Here is a 15,404-nt window from a genome sequence, read left to right as displayed (position 1 = left end):
ATGCTGCAACCGAAGAAAACCAAGTTCCGCAAGGCCTTCAAGGGCCGGATCAAGGGCGACGCCAAGGGCGGCACCGATCTGAACTTCGGATCCTACGGCCTCAAGGCCATGGAACCCGAGCGGATCACTGCACGCCAGATCGAGGCCGCTCGGCGGGCGATCACGCGTCACATCAAGCGCCAGGGTCGCCTCTGGATCCGCATCTTTCCGGATGTGCCGGTGTCGAAGAAGCCTGCCGAAGTCCGTCAGGGTAAGGGCAAGGGCTCGGTCGAATACTGGGCCGCTCGCGTGAAGCCGGGCCGGATCCTGTTCGAGCTCGACGGCGTTGCCGGGCCGCTCGCGGCCGAGGCGTTCAGCCGCGCCGCGATGAAGCTGCCGATCAAGACCAAGGTCGTTGCCCGTCTCGGCGACACCTCGCACCTGGGAGGCTGACAATGGCTAGCAACACTGAAGACATGCGCGCCAAGACCGATGATCAGCTCGTCACCGATCTGACCGATCTGAAGCGCGAGCAGTTCAATCTTCGCTTCCAGGCGGCGACCAACCAGCTGGAGCGCCCTGCGCGGATCAAGGAAGTGCGTCGCGACATCGCTCGCATCAAGACGCTCCAGGCCGAGCGCGCCGCGGCTGCGAAGTAAGGAGGAAACACGATGCCCAAGCGAATCCTGATCGGGACCGTCGTTTCCGACAAGACCGACAAGACCGTGACCGTGCTGGTCGAGCGCAAGGTTAAGCACCCGCTCTACGGCAAGATCATCCGTCGCTCGAAGCGCTATCACGCGCACGACGAGGAGAACGGCTACAAGACCGGCGACCGCGTGCGGATCGAGGAGACCAAGCCGATCTCCAAGACCAAGTCGTGGAAGGTGCTCGATCGTCTGCAGGCGAGCAAGGGCACTGCGGTCGAAGCCAACCTCGATGTCGAGGCAGCGGGCAGCAACTGACGTATTTTGGAACTGCCGGACCCGTACCGGCAAGCCAGTGAGAAGGAACCGGATCGATGATCCAGATGCAATCCAATCTCGACGTCGCGGACAACAGCGGCGCGAAGCGCGTCCAGTGCATCAAGGTGCTGGGTGGCTCTAAGCGTCGTACCGCGGGCGTCGGCGACATCATCGTGGTGTCGGTGAAGGAAGCGCAGCCTCGTGCTCGCGTGAAGAAGGGCGACGTGCACCGCGCCGTGATCGTTCGCACCCGTAAGGACGTGCGTCGTCCCGACGGCAGCGTGATCCGCTTCGACACGAACGCCGCGGTCCTCATCAACAAGAATGAGGAACCGATCGGCACGCGTATCTTCGGCCCCGTGGTCCGCGAACTGCGTGGCCGTGGCTTCATGAAGATCATCTCGCTCGCTCCGGAGGTGCTGTGATGGCTGCCGCGAAGATCAAGAAGGGTGACAACGTCGTCGTCCGTTCGGGCAAGGACAAGGGCCGCACCGGCACTGTTCTTCAGGTCATGCCGAAAGAAGGCAAGGTCCTGGTCGAAGGTGTCAACGTAGCCACTCGTCACCGCAAGCCGACCCAGGCGAACCCGCAGGGCGGCATCGACCGCGTTCCGGCGCCGATGGCGATCAGCAAGGTTTCGGTTGCCGATCCCAAGGACGGCAAGCCGACCCGCGTTCGCTTCGAAACCAAGGACGGCAAGAAGGTCCGTGTGGCCGTAAAGTCCGGGGAGACCATCGATGGCTGATTCCTATACTCCGCGTCTGCGCTCGAAGTACGACGACGAGATCATCAAGGCGATGACCGAGAAGTTCGGTTACGCCAACCACATGATGGTCCCGCGGATCGAGAAGATCACGCTCAACATGGGCGTTGGCGAAGCGAGCCAGGACAAGAAGAAGGTCCAGATCGCTGCCGAGGAAATGCAGCTGATTGCCGGCCAGAAGCCGGTGATCACCAAGGCCCGCAAGTCGATCGCGCAGTTCAAGCTGCGTGAAGGCATGCCGATCGGCTGCAAGGTGACGCTCCGTCGTGAGCGCATGTACGAATTCCTCGATCGCCTGGTGACCATCGCGATGCCCCGCATCCGTGACTTTCGTGGTCTTAACCCGAAGTCGTTCGACGGCCGCGGCAACTATGCGATGGGCCTGAAGGAGCAGATCATCTTTCCGGAGATCAGCTACGACAGGATCGAGAAGGTTCGTGGCATGGACATCATCGTGACCACCACGGCCAAGACTGACGAGGAAGCGCGCGAACTGCTCCGGTTGTTCGGCTTCCCGTTCCCCGTCGAAGAGGCGGAACAGAAGGAAGCGGCGTAAGCCGCTGCCTTGAATTGAACACGCGAAAGAGAGCTTAAGTCCATGGCGAAACTGAGTTCCGTAAACAAGAATGAGCGTCGCAAGAAGCTCGTGAAGAAGTATGCAGGCAAGTACGAGCGTCTGAAGGCGATTGCCGACGATACCTCGCTTGACGAAACCGAGCGGCTGATTGCCCGCCTCAAGCTGGCCGAGATTCCCCGCAACGGGAACCCGACGCGCGTGCGCAACCGCTGCGCCACGACCGGCCGCCCCCGCGGTTACTACCGCAAGTTCGGCCTGTGCCGTATCGAGCTGCGTGATCTTGCCAACAAGGGCATGATCCCCGGCGTCACCAAGTCGAGCTGGTAAGGAATTAGCAGATGGCTATGACCGATCCCCTGGGTGACATGCTCACCCGTATCCGCAACGGCCAGCAGGCGAAGAAGGACTCGGTCCTTTCGCCGGCGTCGAAGCTGCGTACCCGCGTTCTCGAAGTGCTCCAGCGTGAAGGCTACATTCGTGGCTACACCGAGGATGCTTCGGGCAAGCACCCGCAGCTGCGGATCGAACTGAAGTATTTCGAAGGCGAGCCTGCGATCAAGCATGTTGCCCGCGTTTCGAAGCCCGGCCGCCGCGTTTATTCGGGTTCCAAGGAACTGCCGATCGTGCGCAACGGCCTTGGCATCACCATCGTTTCGACGCCGCGCGGCGTGCTCTCGGATGCCGAGGCCCGCTCGCAGAACGTGGGCGGCGAAGTGCTCGCGGAGGTGTTCTGATGAGCCGCATCGGTAAGAAGCCGGTCTCGATCCCGAGTGGGGTCACGGCCGAGATGAAGGACGGCTCGCTGTCGGTGAAGGGGCCCAAGGGCACGCTTTCGATGGGTCTGTCCGACTACGTTTCGTACAAGCTGGAAGACGGTTCGATCTCGGTTCATCCCGCGAACGACAGCAAGCAGGCGCGCAGCCACTGGGGCATGCAGCGCACGCTCGTCTCGAACCTGATCGAAGGCGTGACCCAGGGTTACACCAAGGTTCTCGAGATCACCGGCGTCGGTTATCGTGCTTCGGCGCAGGGCAAGAAGCTCAAGCTTCAGCTCGGCTACTCGCACGACGTCGACATCGACGTGCCCGAGGGCATCGAGATCAAGACGCCCGACAACACGACCGTCGAGATTTCCGGGATCGACAAGCAGAAGGTCGGCCAGGTCGCGGCCGAAATTCGTCGCTGGCGCAAGCCCGAGCCCTACAAGGGCAAGGGTATCAAGTACCGCGGCGAGTACATCTTCCGCAAGGAAGGGAAGAAGAAGTAATGGCCAAGCTTTCGCTTTTCGAACGCCGTCGCCAGCGCGTCCGCACTTCGTTGCGCGCGCAGGCCACTGGCCGTCCTCGTCTTTCGGTGCACCGCACCGGCCGGCACATCTACGCGCAGATCATCGATGATCTGCAGGGCAGGACGCTTGCCGCCGCGAATACGCTGGGCGGGAAGGGCACCGACACCGACGCCGCGACGCGCGTCGGCAAGGAGCTTGCCGAGGCTGCCAAGAAGGCCGGCGTGACGACCGTCGTGTTCGACCGCGGTGGTTTCCTCTATCATGGCCGCGTCAAGGCGCTGGCCGATGCCGCCCGCGAAGGCGGGCTGGAGTTCTGATCATGGCAGAAGAAAACAACCAGACGGCCGAACAGTTGGCCGAGAACCCGATCGCCGCGGAGCACCCGCAAGGCGCCGAGCCGCAGGATGCGCGCGAATCCGGCGGCAACGCCGGTGGCGGCCATAGCGGTGGCCCCGGTGGTCGTGGCCCCGGCGGCGGTGGCCGTGGTCGTGGTCGTAACGATCGCAATGACCGTGGCGGCGGCCGTGGTCGTGGCCGTCGCGACGATCGTCGCGGCGACGACGATGGCGAGGAGCTGATCGAGAAGCTCGTCCACATCAACCGCGTTTCCAAGACGGTGAAGGGCGGCAAGCGCTTCGGCTTTGCGGCGCTGGTCGTCGTGGGCGACGGCAAGGGTCGCGTCGGCTTCGGTCACGCCAAGGCGCGCGAAGTGCCCGAGGCGATCACCAAGGCGACCGCGTCGGCCAAGAAGAAGATGGTTCGCGTTCCGCTCAAGGAAGGTCGCACGCTGCATCACGATGGCCGTGGTCACTTCGGTGCCGGTCGCGTGAATGTGCGCACCGCGCCTGCGGGTACCGGCATCATCGCCGGCGGTCCGATGCGCGCCGTCTTCGAGAGCCTGGGCGTTCAGGACGTCGTGACCAAGTCGGTCGGGACCTCGAACCCCTACAACATGATCCGCGCCACGTTCGACGCTTTGACCACGCAGACTTCGCCGAAGTCGGTGGCGCAGCGTCGCGGCAAGAAGGTCGCTGACCTTCTCGGCCGGGGTGGTGTGACCGAGGTAGAGGCCGAGGCCGCTGCCGAAGCGATTGCGGAGTAATCCAGATGGCCAAGATCAAGCTCAAGCAGATCGGTTCGCCGATCCGTCGGCCCGAGAGCCAGAAGAAGATCCTCGTGGGTCTCGGCCTCGGCAAGATGCATCGCGTCGTCGAGATCGAGGACACGGCCGAGGTGCGTGGCGCCGTCGCCAAGGTGCCTCACCTGGTCACGGTCGTCGACTGATCGTTGCCGGTTGCCGGTAATCAGGTTGCCGGTCATCACAAGGGGCTCCGGTCGTAAGGCCGGGGCCCCTTTGGCATGAGAGAAGCCATGTTTCGCGGGAATCCGTCAGGCAGATCTGTGCTCGGGACCCTGGCTCTCGTGGGCCTGCTGGTGGTGGCGGGATGCGAGCAGACCGAGGAAAACGTCAGCGACGGCGGCATCGAAAAGGGCAAGGCCTTGACGGTGTGCGACGAGGCCTTGCTGGCCCCTGCGGCGATCGCCGCCCATCGCGAGAGTGACGCGGCGCTGCGCAGGGCATTCGCTGCGGGCAAGCTCGATCCTAGCCAAGCTGCGCATGAGGCGGTCGAGGCAGGGGATTTTCGTCTGATCGCGAACGGTGCCGCATCGGAAGAAGTCGACGCGACATACGGCGTCCAATGCGCGCTGCCGAACGGGCTCGATGCCTGGACCGTGCGCGGCATGATCGCCGAGACGCAGGATGGTCGGGAGACCGGGCCCGACCTCGAGCGTTTCGCGACGCAATACAATCGCGAGATCGTGGCAGATCCTGGCTATCCCTATGGCGACATCTGCAGGCCGACCGATCCCTCGCTCACTCCGACTCGAACCGGTTCGGGTTTCGTGAAACTGGGCGCGCCCCGAACGCAATACGATGCCGCCGAGGCTGCGCGGCGCGGGGATGCCTGGCGGCTGCGTCAGCTTCGTCGCCGCGAGCCGTCTCTGCTTCACCAGCCCGACATGTTCGGAATGACGCCGCTCGCCTGGGCGATTGCGTACCGTGAACCGGTTGCGGTCGATTATCTGCTCAAAGCCGGGGCGGATCCTACCGGGACGAATTGCCGGGCGATGCCCGATGCGCAATCGCCGTTGCAGCTGGCGCGGGCGATGAAATGGCAGTCGGCGGTTCTGAGAATGCGGCCAAGGCTTGCGCCGGGCACCTTCGAGGAACTGCGCGAGGAGCCGCGCATGCTGGAAAAGAGTGAGCTCGCCTATCGCAAGGCGCTGATCGACATCGGCTCGAAGTACCAGAAGCAGCTGATGCGCCAAAAACGAAGCGTTCAGCGCGTGACCTTCGAGATCGATGCGAAAGGCGCTCCGACATCCTGCCGGCTCGAGCCGGGAACCGCGGTGCCGGACTTCGATGCGGAAATCTGCGCAATCGGTATCGCGCAGCTACGCTGGCGCGCCGCGCGCAATCCGTTCGGAGTGGAAGTTCCCGGTGAGACCACCATCTCTGTGCGTACGGCCGGCTACTGACGTCCGGACCATCGGGCGGTCCAACGGGAATTAGGGGGTGACACCGGTCACTCTTTTCCTTAAGGGGCCGCCTTCCCATTAGCGCGACAAAAGCGAAAGCGAGTGCAGATATGAAACTGAATGAAATCCGTGACAACGAAGGTGCCCGTCATCGCCGCATGCGCGTAGGCCGTGGCATCGGCTCGGGTAAGGGCAAGACCGGCGGGCGTGGCCAGAAGGGCCAGAAGAGCCGTTCGGGCGTTGCCGTCAAGGGCTTCGAAGGCGGCCAGATGCCGCTGCACATGCGGCTCCCGAAGCGTGGCTTCTCGAACACCAAGTTCGCGAAGGACTACGCCGAAGTGAACCTGGGCATGATCCAGAAGGCCATCGATGCGGGCAAGCTCGATGCCTCTTCGACGATCGATCAGGCGGCGCTGCAGGCGGCCGGTCTGGCCCGCGGCGGCAAGCACGGCGTGAGACTGCTGGGCAAGGGCGAGCTGACCTCCAAGGCGAGCTTCAAGGTCGCCGGTGCCTCCAAGGGCGCTCGTGAGGCCGTGGAAAAGTCCGGCGGTTCGGTCGAAGTGACCGTCGTCAAGGAGACGGTCGAGGCCTGAGCCTGCCGTGATTTGATCGGTATCGTACGAAAGGGCGGGCGCCAGGCGCTTCGCCCTTTCTGCGTTCCGGCGACAACGGGTTTCACCCGGCGACCGACGAACTATATTGGCAACCACTTTCACGGGTTCGACAAGCCGCGCCACAGGCGTTAAGGCCTTGTCGAATCGTATAACGAAGGCTTTCCCGACGTAATGGCTTCCCGCGCCGACAACATTGCCAGCAGCCTGAGCCTGGCCAATTTCTCCAAGGCGACCGAGCTCAAGAAGCGGATCTGGTTCACGATCGGAGCGCTGATCGTGTTCCGGTTTCTGAGCTTCGTGCCGTTGCCCGGCATCAATCCGCTGGTGCTGCAGTCGCTCTACAGCCAGACTCAGGGCGGTATTCTCGACCTGTTCAACACCTTTTCGGGTGGCAGTCTCTCGCGGATGAGCCTGATCGCGCTGGGGGTGATGCCGTACATCACCGCCTCTATCGTGGTACAGCTTGCCGCCTCGCTCCATCCCGCGCTGATGGCGTTGAAGAAGGAAGGCGAGGCCGGGCGCAAGAAACTCAATCAGTACACGCGCTACGGCACGGTGCTGCTGTGCGCGATCCAGGGGTGGTTCGTCGCCACCGGCCTCGAAGCCTACGCCGCGCAGAGCGGCCTGCAGGCGGTCGTCAGCCCCGGTTACATGTTCCGCGTGGGCGCCGTAATCAATCTCGTCGGCGGCACGATGTTCCTGCTCTGGCTGGGCGAGCAGATCACCTCGCGCGGCATCGGCAACGGCGTTTCGCTGATCATCATGGCGGGCATCGTCGCGCAGATGCCGACGTTCGTCTCGCAGCTGATGGCACAGTATAGCGCGGGCGATACCGGAAGCCTTCTGATCCTGTCGCTGATCGCGCTGATCGTCGTGCTGATCCTCTTCATCTGCTTCATGGAGCGAGCGCAACGGCGGCTGCTGATCCAGTATCCCAAGCGCGCCACCCAGCGCGGGATGATGCAGGCCGATCGCAGCCACTTGCCGCTCAAGATCAACACGGCAGGCGTCATTCCGCCGATCTTCGCCAGTTCGCTGCTGTTGCTGCCGTTGACGATCACGCAGTTCGCGGGCAATTCGCTTTCGACGGATACCGCGCTTGGCAGCTTCGTCGTTTCGCTGAACCAGTACCTGGGTCACGGCAAGCCGCTGTACATGCTGCTCTATGCCGCCGGCATCATCTTCTTCTGCTTCTTCTACACCGCTGTCGTCTTCAATCCTGAGGAGACGGCGGACAACCTGAAGAAGAACGGCGGCTTCATTCCCGGGATTCGTCCCGGCAAGAACACCGCCAACTATCTCGATTACGTCCTCACGCGGATTACCGTGGTCGGCGCGATCTATCTGACCTTGGTGTGCGTCGTACCGGAATACTTTATCTCGCAGACCGGTCTGCCCTTGCTTTTCCTTGGCGGAACCAGCTTGTTGATCGTGGTCAACGTCACTGTCGACACGATCACGCAAATCCAGTCGCACCTGCTGGCGCACCAGTATGGTGACCTTATCAAGAAGGCCAAACTGAAAGGCCGTTTGCGCTAGGCGCGCGTCGAGACACGGGGGATCGAGGCTAAGTGAACATCATTCTTCTGGGCCCGCCGGGAGCGGGGAAGGGCACCCAGTCGCAGCGACTTGTCGAGCGTCGCGGTATGCGCCAGCTCTCGACGGGAGACATGCTACGTGCCGCGGTCAAGGCAGGAACGCCGACCGGGCTGAAGGCCAAGGCGGTGATGGAGCGAGGCGAACTCGTATCCGATGAGATCGTCTCGGGGATCATCGGCGAGGAACTCGATTCCATGGGGCCGGAATCCGGCGCCATCTTCGACGGATATCCCCGGACCGAAGCCCAGGCGCAGGCGCTCGAAAAACTGCTGTCCGATCGCGGCCGCACGCTGGATCACGTGATCGAGCTCGACGTCAACGAGGACGCGCTGGTCGAGCGCATCACCGGCCGCTTTACCTGCGCGTCGTGCGGGAAGGGCTATCACGACAAGTTCGAGCAGCCGCGCTTGCCTGGCACGTGCGACAAGTGCGGCGGCACCGAGTTCAAGCGCCGCCCGGACGATAACGCAGAGACGGTTCGGACCCGGATGGCGGAATATCGCGCCAAGACGGCTCCGATCCTGCCGTTCTACGAGGCCAAAGGTATCGTCAGCCGGGTCGATGGCATGGCCGACATGGATTCGGTGACCGAAGCGATCGAGGCGATCATCGGCTGAACCGTAAGCCCGGGACAGGAGGGAACAGATGTTGAAGTGCGCGCTCTCGGCCTTGCTCGCCTTTCTGTCGTTCTCTTCTCCCGCCCTCGCGAACGTGAGCGAGGCGTCCGAACGCGGATTTGTCATCCGGCAAGTTGCCGAAGTGCCGGTGTCTGCGCAGGAAGCCTGGGACGTCCTGGTGGAGCCCTCACGGTGGTGGAACCCGGCGCACACGTTTTCGGCGGACGCGGCGAATCTTTCCCTGGATGCGCGCGCCGGCGGATGCTGGTGCGAGATCTTGCGCAATCCGGAATCTCCGAATGCCGCCCCTCTCGGAAGCGTCGAGCATCTGCGGGTGATCTACATCGAACGTGCTCGCGCGCTGCGCTTGTCGGGTGCTCTCGGGCCGCTGCAGTCGGATGCCGTGGTCGGGACGCTGACGTTCCAGCTCAAATCCGAAGACGGCGCTACTCGGATCCTGATGGAATATGTCGTCGCGGGCTACATGCGCACGCCCATGGCGCGCATGGCGCCGGCGGTCGATGGGGTTCTCGCTGATCAACTCAGCCGATTGGCCGACCGCCTTGGCGGCACGCTGGTCCCGACGGCGACCGGAATGACGGCTCCCGATGCGACAGCAGACGGCGAAGGGCCGATGCCGTCGAAGTCCGCAGATCCGGCGCAATTGCCGGAAGAAGCCACGCCGCCGGCGATTCTCCCGATCGATCCCGACGCCGCCGCGGAGGACGCATTCGTGCCGGCCCCGATCGAGGGCCGATGAGTTCGGCTGCGGCCATATTTTGACTGACGGGGAAAAACGGAGTAGGTTTCTCTCCATCGCCAGAGGCCTCGGCAGTGACGTGTCGTGGGCCTCCCGTTTGCGCTGCACTGCCGTTGACAGTGCAGCCGAATCGGTCTAAGCGCGCCCTTCACTCGACAGAACGGTTCGGAATCTCGGGCAAAATCATGCCCGACGCATACCGGATTTCTGCCCGACCGGGCGGCCTGTTTTGCGGGTGTTACGCTATGAGATAGGGCCTGCCAGTTTGGCCCTGTGGAGCAGGAGAATTAAGTGGCTCGTATTGCCGGGGTCAACATCCCCACCAACAAGCGCGTTATCATTGCGCTTACCTACATCCATGGAATCGGCCGCAAGAAGGCGGTCGAAATTGCGGATAAGCTGGGCATCGATCACGCCCGCCGCGTCCAGGACCTGTCCGACGCCGAAGTGCTGCAGATCCGCGAGACGATCGACGCCGATCACACCGTCGAAGGCGACCTTCGCCGCGAAACCGCGATGAACATCAAGCGTCTGATGGATCTCGCCTGCTATCGTGGCCTGCGTCACCGCAGGGGCCTGCCGGTTCGTGGCCAGCGCACGCATACCAATGCGCGCACCCGCAAGGGTAAGGCCAAGCCGATCGCCGGCAAGAAGAAGTAAGCCGGCGCGCCCCTTCACGGGGCACCCGGTCTTCCCCAGCTCTATTCGACAGGACAGACGATCATGGCACGCGAACCCCAGCGCATTAAGCGCCGCGAGCGTAAGAACATTTCCAGCGGCATCGCGCACGTCAATGCCAGCTTCAACAATACCATGGTGACCATCACCGATGCCCAGGGCAACGCCATTTCATGGTCGTCCGCCGGCATGATGGGCTTCAAGGGCAGCCGCAAGTCGACCCCGTACGCCGCGCAGGTCGCGGCCGACGATGCCGGCAAGAAGGCGGCCGAACACGGCGTTCGCACGCTCGAAGTCGAGGTCAAGGGCCCCGGCTCGGGTCGTGAGAGCGCGCTTCGCGCCCTGCAGGCCGTTGGCTTCACCATCACCTCGATCCGGGACGTTACGCCGATCCCGCATAACGGCGTCCGTCCTTCCAAGCGTCGCCGCGTTTGATCGAGCCCAAGCGGGCGGCGAACCGGTCGCCGTCCGCTGTCAGGATCGGTCCCGGCCCGGGTCTCCGGGTCTGTGACCGCCGCCAGCAAGAAAACCCCAGGGGAAGTCCATGAGCGTCAACATGAAGAACTGGCAGGAGCTCAAGAAGCCGAACAGCCTTGAGATCAAGCCCGGAGCCGACCCCAAGCTCCGCGCGACCTTCGTCGCGGAACCTCTCGAGCGCGGCTTTGGCCTCACGCTCGGCAATGCCCTGCGCCGTGTCCTGCTGTCGTCGCTTCAGGGTGCCGCAATCACCTCGATCAAGATCGACAACGTGCTCCACGAGTTCTCCTCGCTGGCCGGCGTGCGCGAGGACGTGACGGACATCGTCCTCAACGTCAAGCAGATCGCGCTGCGCATGCAGGGCGAAGGGCCGAAGCGCCTTCAGCTGTCGGCGATCGGTCCGGCCGAAGTCAAGGCGGGCGACATCGCGGTGACGGGCGACATCGAGGTGATGAACAAGAACCTCGTGATCTGCCACCTCGACGAGGGCGCGACGCTGAACATGGAACTGACGGCGGACGTCGGTAAGGGCTACGTTCCGGCGGTGCAGAACCGTCCGATCGATGCGCCGATCGGCTTGATCCCGATCGACTCGCTCTATTCGCCGGTTCGGCAGGTCAGCTACAAGGTCGACAACGCGCGTATCGGTCAGGAGCTCGACTTCGACAAGCTCAACCTGACCGTTGAAACCGACGGTACGGTCACGCCCGAAGATGCGGTCGCTTACGCTGCGCGCATCTTGCAGGACCAGCTCGCGCTGTTCGTCCACTTCGAGGACGTGGCTCCGGTTGGCCAGTCGCCGATGATCGGCATGGCTGCTGCCGCCCCCGAAGAGAGCGACACCAACCAGCTCAATCGCTACCTGCTCAAGAAGGTGGATGAGCTGGAGCTGTCGGTACGCTCGGCCAACTGCCTCAAGAACGACAACATCATCTACATCGGCGATCTGGTCCAGAAGACCGAAGCCGAGATGCTGCGCACGCCGAATTTCGGCCGCAAGTCGCTCAACGAAATCAAGGAAGTGCTTTCGAGCATGGGCCTGCGTCTCGGCATGGACATCCCCGGATGGCCGCCCGAGAACATCGAGGAAATGGCGAAGAAGCTCGAGCAGGAACTGCTCGGCTGATCACCGCTCCAGGGGCTTGGGCCGGACCCCGTTTTCCGGCCTGACAGCGGGTGCCTGATACGGCCCGCTAGCGAACGAAGGAATAAATTCAATGCGCCATAAGATTTCCGGCCGTAAGTTGCAGCGCAAGTCCGGCCACCGCGCCGCCCTCCTGCGCAACATGGCCGCCGCGCTCATCAAGCATGAGCAGATCCAGACCACGACGCCCAAGGCCAAGGAACTGCGCCCTTACGTCGAAAAGCTGATCACGCTGGCGAAGCGTGGCGGCCTTTCGAACCGTCGTCTGGCGCACAGCCGGCTGATGGACCAAGCGCAGGAAGCCAAGCTGTTCGAGGTTCTGGCCGAGCGTTATGCGGGTCGCAGCGGTGGTTACACGCGCATCATCAAGGCCGGCATCCGCATGTCGGACGCTGCGCCGATCGCGATCATCGAGCTCGTCGACCGTGACACTGATGCCAAGGGCAAGGACTCCGGTCCGGTCATGAACGAAGCGGAAGAATACGAAGAGGCCTGATCTCCTTCAGGTTGGCAAGATTGCAGGAACGGTCGCGAGTGCTAGGCTCGCGGCCGTTTTTTGCGTGTGGAGAGGATCATTGTGAGTATCGCGCTGCGGTTGGCGGCGGCCTTGTGGCTGGCGTGGCCGAGCCCCACTTTGGCGCAAGCCATGGAGCCGCTGGTGTATCCTGAAACCCGCCGTGAGGCCGTGACGGAGGACCACTTCGGTGAGGTTATCGCCGATCCCTATCGGTGGCTCGAGAACGATGTTCGAACCGATCCGGACGTTGCCAGCTGGGTGGAACGCCAGAACGCACTGACGCGGTCCCAACTCGACGATCTGCCGATGCGCGACAGCTTTGCCGAGCGGATCCGCGCACTGTTCGATTTCGAACGGTTCGGCCTGCCGGCAAAGGCCGGGGGCCGGTATTTCTATACCCGAAACTCCGGATTGCAGAACCAGTCGCAGCTGTTCGTCCGGCAAGGCCTGCAGGGAACCCCGCGCCTGTTGCTCGACCCGAACACCTGGGCTGGCGATGGTGCGGTCGCGCTCGACGCATGGGAGCCTTCGCGGGAGGGCCGGTATCTTCTCTACAGCATCCAGGATGGGGGGAGCGACTGGCGCGTCCTCAAGGTGCTGGATGTCGCCAGCGGCGAAACGCTTTCGGACGAAGTGCGCTGGGTGAAGTTCAGCGCGCTGGAGTGGGTTGGCGAGACTGGCTTTCTTTATTCGCGTTTTCCCGCACCCGACCCCGGCGCCGAATTCCGGGGATTGAACTACGATCAGGCGGTCTACTTCCACCGTATCGGTACGTCCCAAGCCGAAGACGAGTTGGTCTTCGCGACGCCGCGACACCGCGAATACAACAATTCCGCGCAACTCACCTCGGACGGACGTTGGGCGATCATCACCAGCGTCGTCGGAACCGATGCCCGGCACGAAATCCATGTCATCGATCTGGCCGCTAGCGGTAAGCGTCGTTGGAACGCGCGGCGGATCGTTCGCGGGTTCGCGGACGAATGGAAGCTGGTCGATGGACTCGGGTCGCGGCTGTGGTTCGTGACCAACCACGATGCGCCGCGCTATCGCCTGGTTCAGATCGACCTGGCGGATCACAAGCCGCGCTGGAAGACGATCGTCCCGGAAGCCAACGCGATCCTGACGCGGGCGACGATCGTGGGCGGGCAGTTGATCCTCAACTACCTCGAGGATGCCGCAAGCAAAGCGGAAATCATCTCGCTCGATGGCAACCCGCCGCGCGAGATTTCGATGACCGATATCGGGACTGCCTCCGGGTTCTCCGGCAAGCCCGGTGATCCCGAGACCTTCTTCTCTTTCACCAGTTTCAATCGGCCACCCACCATCTATCGCATGGATCTCGTCTCGGGCGACATCACGCCGTTCGCCGAGCCCTCACTCCCGTTCGATCCTGACGACTTCGCGATCGAGCAGCGCTTCTACCTCGCGAAGGACGGAACCCGCATTCCGCTCTTTCTCGTGCGTTCCAAGGCAGCCGCCATGGCGAAGAAGGCCCTGCCGACGCTGCTTTACGGTTATGGCGGTTTCGATGTCTCGCTGACGCCCGGCTATTCCTCGTCGAGAATGGCATGGCTGCAGGCAGGCGGTGCCTTCGCGCTCGCCAATGTTCGAGGCGGCGGGGAATATGGACGGGCCTGGCATGATGCCGGTCGGCTTACGAACAAGCAGAACACGTTCGACGATTTTATCGCGGCGGGCGAGTACCTGATCGCGCAAGGTATCACGCCCCAGGATGGCCTTGCGATCCAGGGCGGTTCCAACGGCGGGATGCTGGTCGGCGCTGTCGTCAATCAGCGGCCGGATCTGTTCGCGGCAGCGAATGCCCAGGTCGGGGTCATGGACATGCTGCGCTTCGATCGCTTCACGGCAGGTCGCTACTGGATCGACGACTATGGCGATCCTGCGAAGGAAGCGGATTTTCGCGTGCTGCGCGCGTACTCGCCCTACCACAACATCCGTGACGGCGAGCGTTACCCGGCAATCCTGGTGACGACGGCGGATACCGACGATCGCGTCGTGCCCGGCCATTCGTTCAAGTATACCGCCGCTTTGCAGCACGCGGACCTCGGCGAGAAGCCCCGGCTGATCCGCATAGAAACGAGGGCGGGGCACGGGGCGGGCAAGCCCACGGACAAGATCATCGCGGAAAGTGCCGATGTGCTGGCGTTTTTCGCACACTGGACGAAGCTGGATGATATCAGCTGTTCAGAAAAGTGACGCAAAAGATGAATTTTCGGTGAAGCCGTGGTTCAGCGCCTCCTCAAGGGCACCTTGGTAAAAGGGTTCTACAAAGTCGGGCATGGGGCCTGACCGTACAGAGGATTTGAACCATGGAGAGATTTGCCAAAATACTGGTTGGAACCGTGGCCGCCGGTTCGTTGGCGGTCTCTGCAGCGCCTGCGATGGCGCGCGATCACGATGGTGGAATTGGTGCGGGCGAAGTGATCGCCGGCGCGCTCGTCATCGGCGGCATAGCCGCGGTGGCGGCAGCCGCCAGCGACAACGATCGAGGACGGTACAGCTACAATTCGCGATATCGCTACGACGACCGTCGCTATGATCGTCGCTATGACGACCGACGCTACCGCGGCAACCGCTATCGAGGCTACCGCGACAACCCGCGCCTCGCCGTCGAGCGATGTGTCCGCGCGGTAGAGCGATCCGCCAGTCGCTATGGCCGCGCTAATGTGACCCAGATCCGCAAGGTCAAGCGTACCGGCAAGGGTTTCGATGTGAAGGGCAGCGTCGTCGTCAACAATCGCTATCGGGGACGTCGCGGCTATGACAGCGGTCGCTTCGACTGCAATTACAACTACGGCCGGGTGGTCGACGTCGACTTCAGCGGCATTCGCGGCCTGCGGTAATTCGATCCGTACATGCGACAA

At 63.0% G+C, this 15,404-nt stretch carries 23 protein-coding genes; all 23 read left to right on the top strand.

Going from position 1 to position 15,404, the window contains the following annotated elements:
• The 23 genes from rplP to GQO94_RS11540 all read left to right on the top strand — a co-directional run bounded on the left by rplP (position 1) and on the right by GQO94_RS11540 (position 15,383).
• The gene (gene rplP / locus GQO94_RS11650) at positions 1-432 is read left to right on the top strand and encodes a 50S ribosomal protein L16 (RefSeq protein ID WP_156841619.1); all 432 of its coding nucleotides are present in this window, start codon (positions 1-3) and stop codon (positions 430-432) included.
• Positions 433-434: 2 nt separating this feature from the next.
• The gene (gene rpmC, locus GQO94_RS11645) at positions 435-638 is read left to right on the top strand and encodes a 50S ribosomal protein L29 (protein WP_156841617.1); all 204 of its coding nucleotides are present in this window, start codon (positions 435-437) and stop codon (positions 636-638) included.
• Between the two features lie 12 nt (positions 639-650).
• Positions 651-944, top strand: a complete 294-nt coding sequence (gene rpsQ / locus GQO94_RS11640) for a 30S ribosomal protein S17 (RefSeq protein ID WP_156841615.1) — start codon at positions 651-653, stop codon at positions 942-944.
• A gap of 56 nt (positions 945-1,000) precedes the next feature.
• Entirely contained in the window at positions 1,001-1,369 is a 369-nt protein-coding gene (gene rplN, locus GQO94_RS11635; RefSeq protein WP_156841613.1) for a 50S ribosomal protein L14, read from the top strand.
• The gene (gene rplX, locus GQO94_RS11630) at positions 1,369-1,689 is read left to right on the top strand and encodes a 50S ribosomal protein L24 (RefSeq protein WP_156841611.1); all 321 of its coding nucleotides are present in this window, start codon (positions 1,369-1,371) and stop codon (positions 1,687-1,689) included. The genes rplN and rplX overlap by 1 nt, the downstream gene beginning before the upstream one ends.
• Entirely contained in the window at positions 1,682-2,263 is a 582-nt protein-coding gene (rplE, locus tag GQO94_RS11625; protein WP_156841609.1) for a 50S ribosomal protein L5, read from the top strand. Before rplX ends, rplE begins: the two co-directional genes overlap by 8 nt.
• A 42-nt stretch (positions 2,264-2,305) precedes the next feature.
• Positions 2,306-2,611: a 30S ribosomal protein S14 gene (gene rpsN / locus GQO94_RS11620; protein WP_156841607.1), complete on the top strand. Its 306-nt coding sequence runs from the start codon at positions 2,306-2,308 to the stop codon at positions 2,609-2,611.
• Between the two features lie 11 nt (positions 2,612-2,622).
• Positions 2,623-3,018, top strand: a complete 396-nt coding sequence (gene rpsH / locus GQO94_RS11615) for a 30S ribosomal protein S8 (RefSeq protein WP_156841605.1) — start codon at positions 2,623-2,625, stop codon at positions 3,016-3,018.
• Positions 3,018-3,551, top strand: a complete 534-nt coding sequence (gene rplF, locus GQO94_RS11610; RefSeq protein WP_156841603.1) for a 50S ribosomal protein L6 — start codon at positions 3,018-3,020, stop codon at positions 3,549-3,551. Before rpsH ends, rplF begins: the two co-directional genes overlap by 1 nt.
• Positions 3,551-3,889, top strand: a complete 339-nt coding sequence (gene rplR, locus GQO94_RS11605) for a 50S ribosomal protein L18 (protein WP_156841601.1) — start codon at positions 3,551-3,553, stop codon at positions 3,887-3,889. Before rplF ends, rplR begins: the two co-directional genes overlap by 1 nt.
• 2 nt (positions 3,890-3,891) lie before the next feature.
• The gene (gene rpsE, locus GQO94_RS11600; protein WP_156841599.1) at positions 3,892-4,674 is read left to right on the top strand and encodes a 30S ribosomal protein S5; all 783 of its coding nucleotides are present in this window, start codon (positions 3,892-3,894) and stop codon (positions 4,672-4,674) included.
• 5 nt (positions 4,675-4,679) lie between these two features.
• Positions 4,680-4,856 carry a 50S ribosomal protein L30 gene (rpmD, locus tag GQO94_RS11595; RefSeq protein ID WP_156841597.1) on the top strand — a complete coding sequence of 59 codons (177 nt, stop codon included), beginning with the start codon at positions 4,680-4,682 and terminating at the stop codon, positions 4,854-4,856.
• Between the two features lie 87 nt (positions 4,857-4,943).
• Positions 4,944-6,113, top strand: coding sequence for a hypothetical protein (locus GQO94_RS11590; RefSeq protein ID WP_198045930.1), 1,170 nt, complete (start codon positions 4,944-4,946; stop codon positions 6,111-6,113).
• Between the two features lie 110 nt (positions 6,114-6,223).
• Complete coding sequence (rplO, locus tag GQO94_RS11585) at positions 6,224-6,706, top strand: 50S ribosomal protein L15 (protein WP_156841593.1); 483 nt, start codon at positions 6,224-6,226, stop codon at positions 6,704-6,706.
• A gap of 192 nt (positions 6,707-6,898) precedes the next feature.
• Complete coding sequence (gene secY / locus GQO94_RS11580; RefSeq protein ID WP_156841591.1) at positions 6,899-8,266, top strand: preprotein translocase subunit SecY; 1,368 nt, start codon at positions 6,899-6,901, stop codon at positions 8,264-8,266.
• Between the two features lie 32 nt (positions 8,267-8,298).
• Positions 8,299-8,943, top strand: a complete 645-nt coding sequence (locus tag GQO94_RS11575; protein WP_156841589.1) for an adenylate kinase — start codon at positions 8,299-8,301, stop codon at positions 8,941-8,943.
• A gap of 28 nt (positions 8,944-8,971) precedes the next feature.
• A complete protein-coding gene (locus GQO94_RS11570) occupies positions 8,972-9,703 on the top strand; it encodes an SRPBCC family protein (RefSeq protein WP_156841587.1) in 732 nt (243 codons plus the stop codon).
• A 291-nt stretch (positions 9,704-9,994) separates the two neighbouring features.
• Entirely contained in the window at positions 9,995-10,363 is a 369-nt protein-coding gene (rpsM, locus tag GQO94_RS11565) for a 30S ribosomal protein S13 (protein ID WP_156841585.1), read from the top strand.
• A 63-nt stretch (positions 10,364-10,426) separates the two neighbouring features.
• The gene (rpsK, locus tag GQO94_RS11560; RefSeq protein WP_058736858.1) at positions 10,427-10,816 is read left to right on the top strand and encodes a 30S ribosomal protein S11; all 390 of its coding nucleotides are present in this window, start codon (positions 10,427-10,429) and stop codon (positions 10,814-10,816) included.
• A gap of 109 nt (positions 10,817-10,925) precedes the next feature.
• Entirely contained in the window at positions 10,926-11,984 is a 1,059-nt protein-coding gene (locus GQO94_RS11555) for a DNA-directed RNA polymerase subunit alpha (RefSeq protein WP_156841583.1), read from the top strand.
• Positions 11,985-12,075: 91 nt separating this feature from the next.
• A complete protein-coding gene (gene rplQ / locus GQO94_RS11550) occupies positions 12,076-12,498 on the top strand; it encodes a 50S ribosomal protein L17 (protein ID WP_156841582.1) in 423 nt (140 codons plus the stop codon).
• Positions 12,499-12,648: 150 nt separating this feature from the next.
• Positions 12,649-14,736, top strand: a complete 2,088-nt coding sequence (locus tag GQO94_RS11545) for a prolyl oligopeptidase family serine peptidase (protein WP_198045934.1) — start codon at positions 12,649-12,651, stop codon at positions 14,734-14,736.
• A 113-nt stretch (positions 14,737-14,849) separates the two neighbouring features.
• The gene (locus GQO94_RS11540; RefSeq protein ID WP_156841580.1) at positions 14,850-15,383 is read left to right on the top strand and encodes a hypothetical protein; all 534 of its coding nucleotides are present in this window, start codon (positions 14,850-14,852) and stop codon (positions 15,381-15,383) included.
• The last annotated feature ends 21 nt before the right edge of the window (positions 15,384-15,404 follow it).

Source organism: Novosphingobium aquimarinum, from assembly GCF_009746585.1.
Lineage (GTDB): Bacteria > Pseudomonadota > Alphaproteobacteria > Sphingomonadales > Sphingomonadaceae > Novosphingobium > Novosphingobium aquimarinum.
This window is presented reverse-complemented; position numbering and strand designations above follow the sequence as displayed.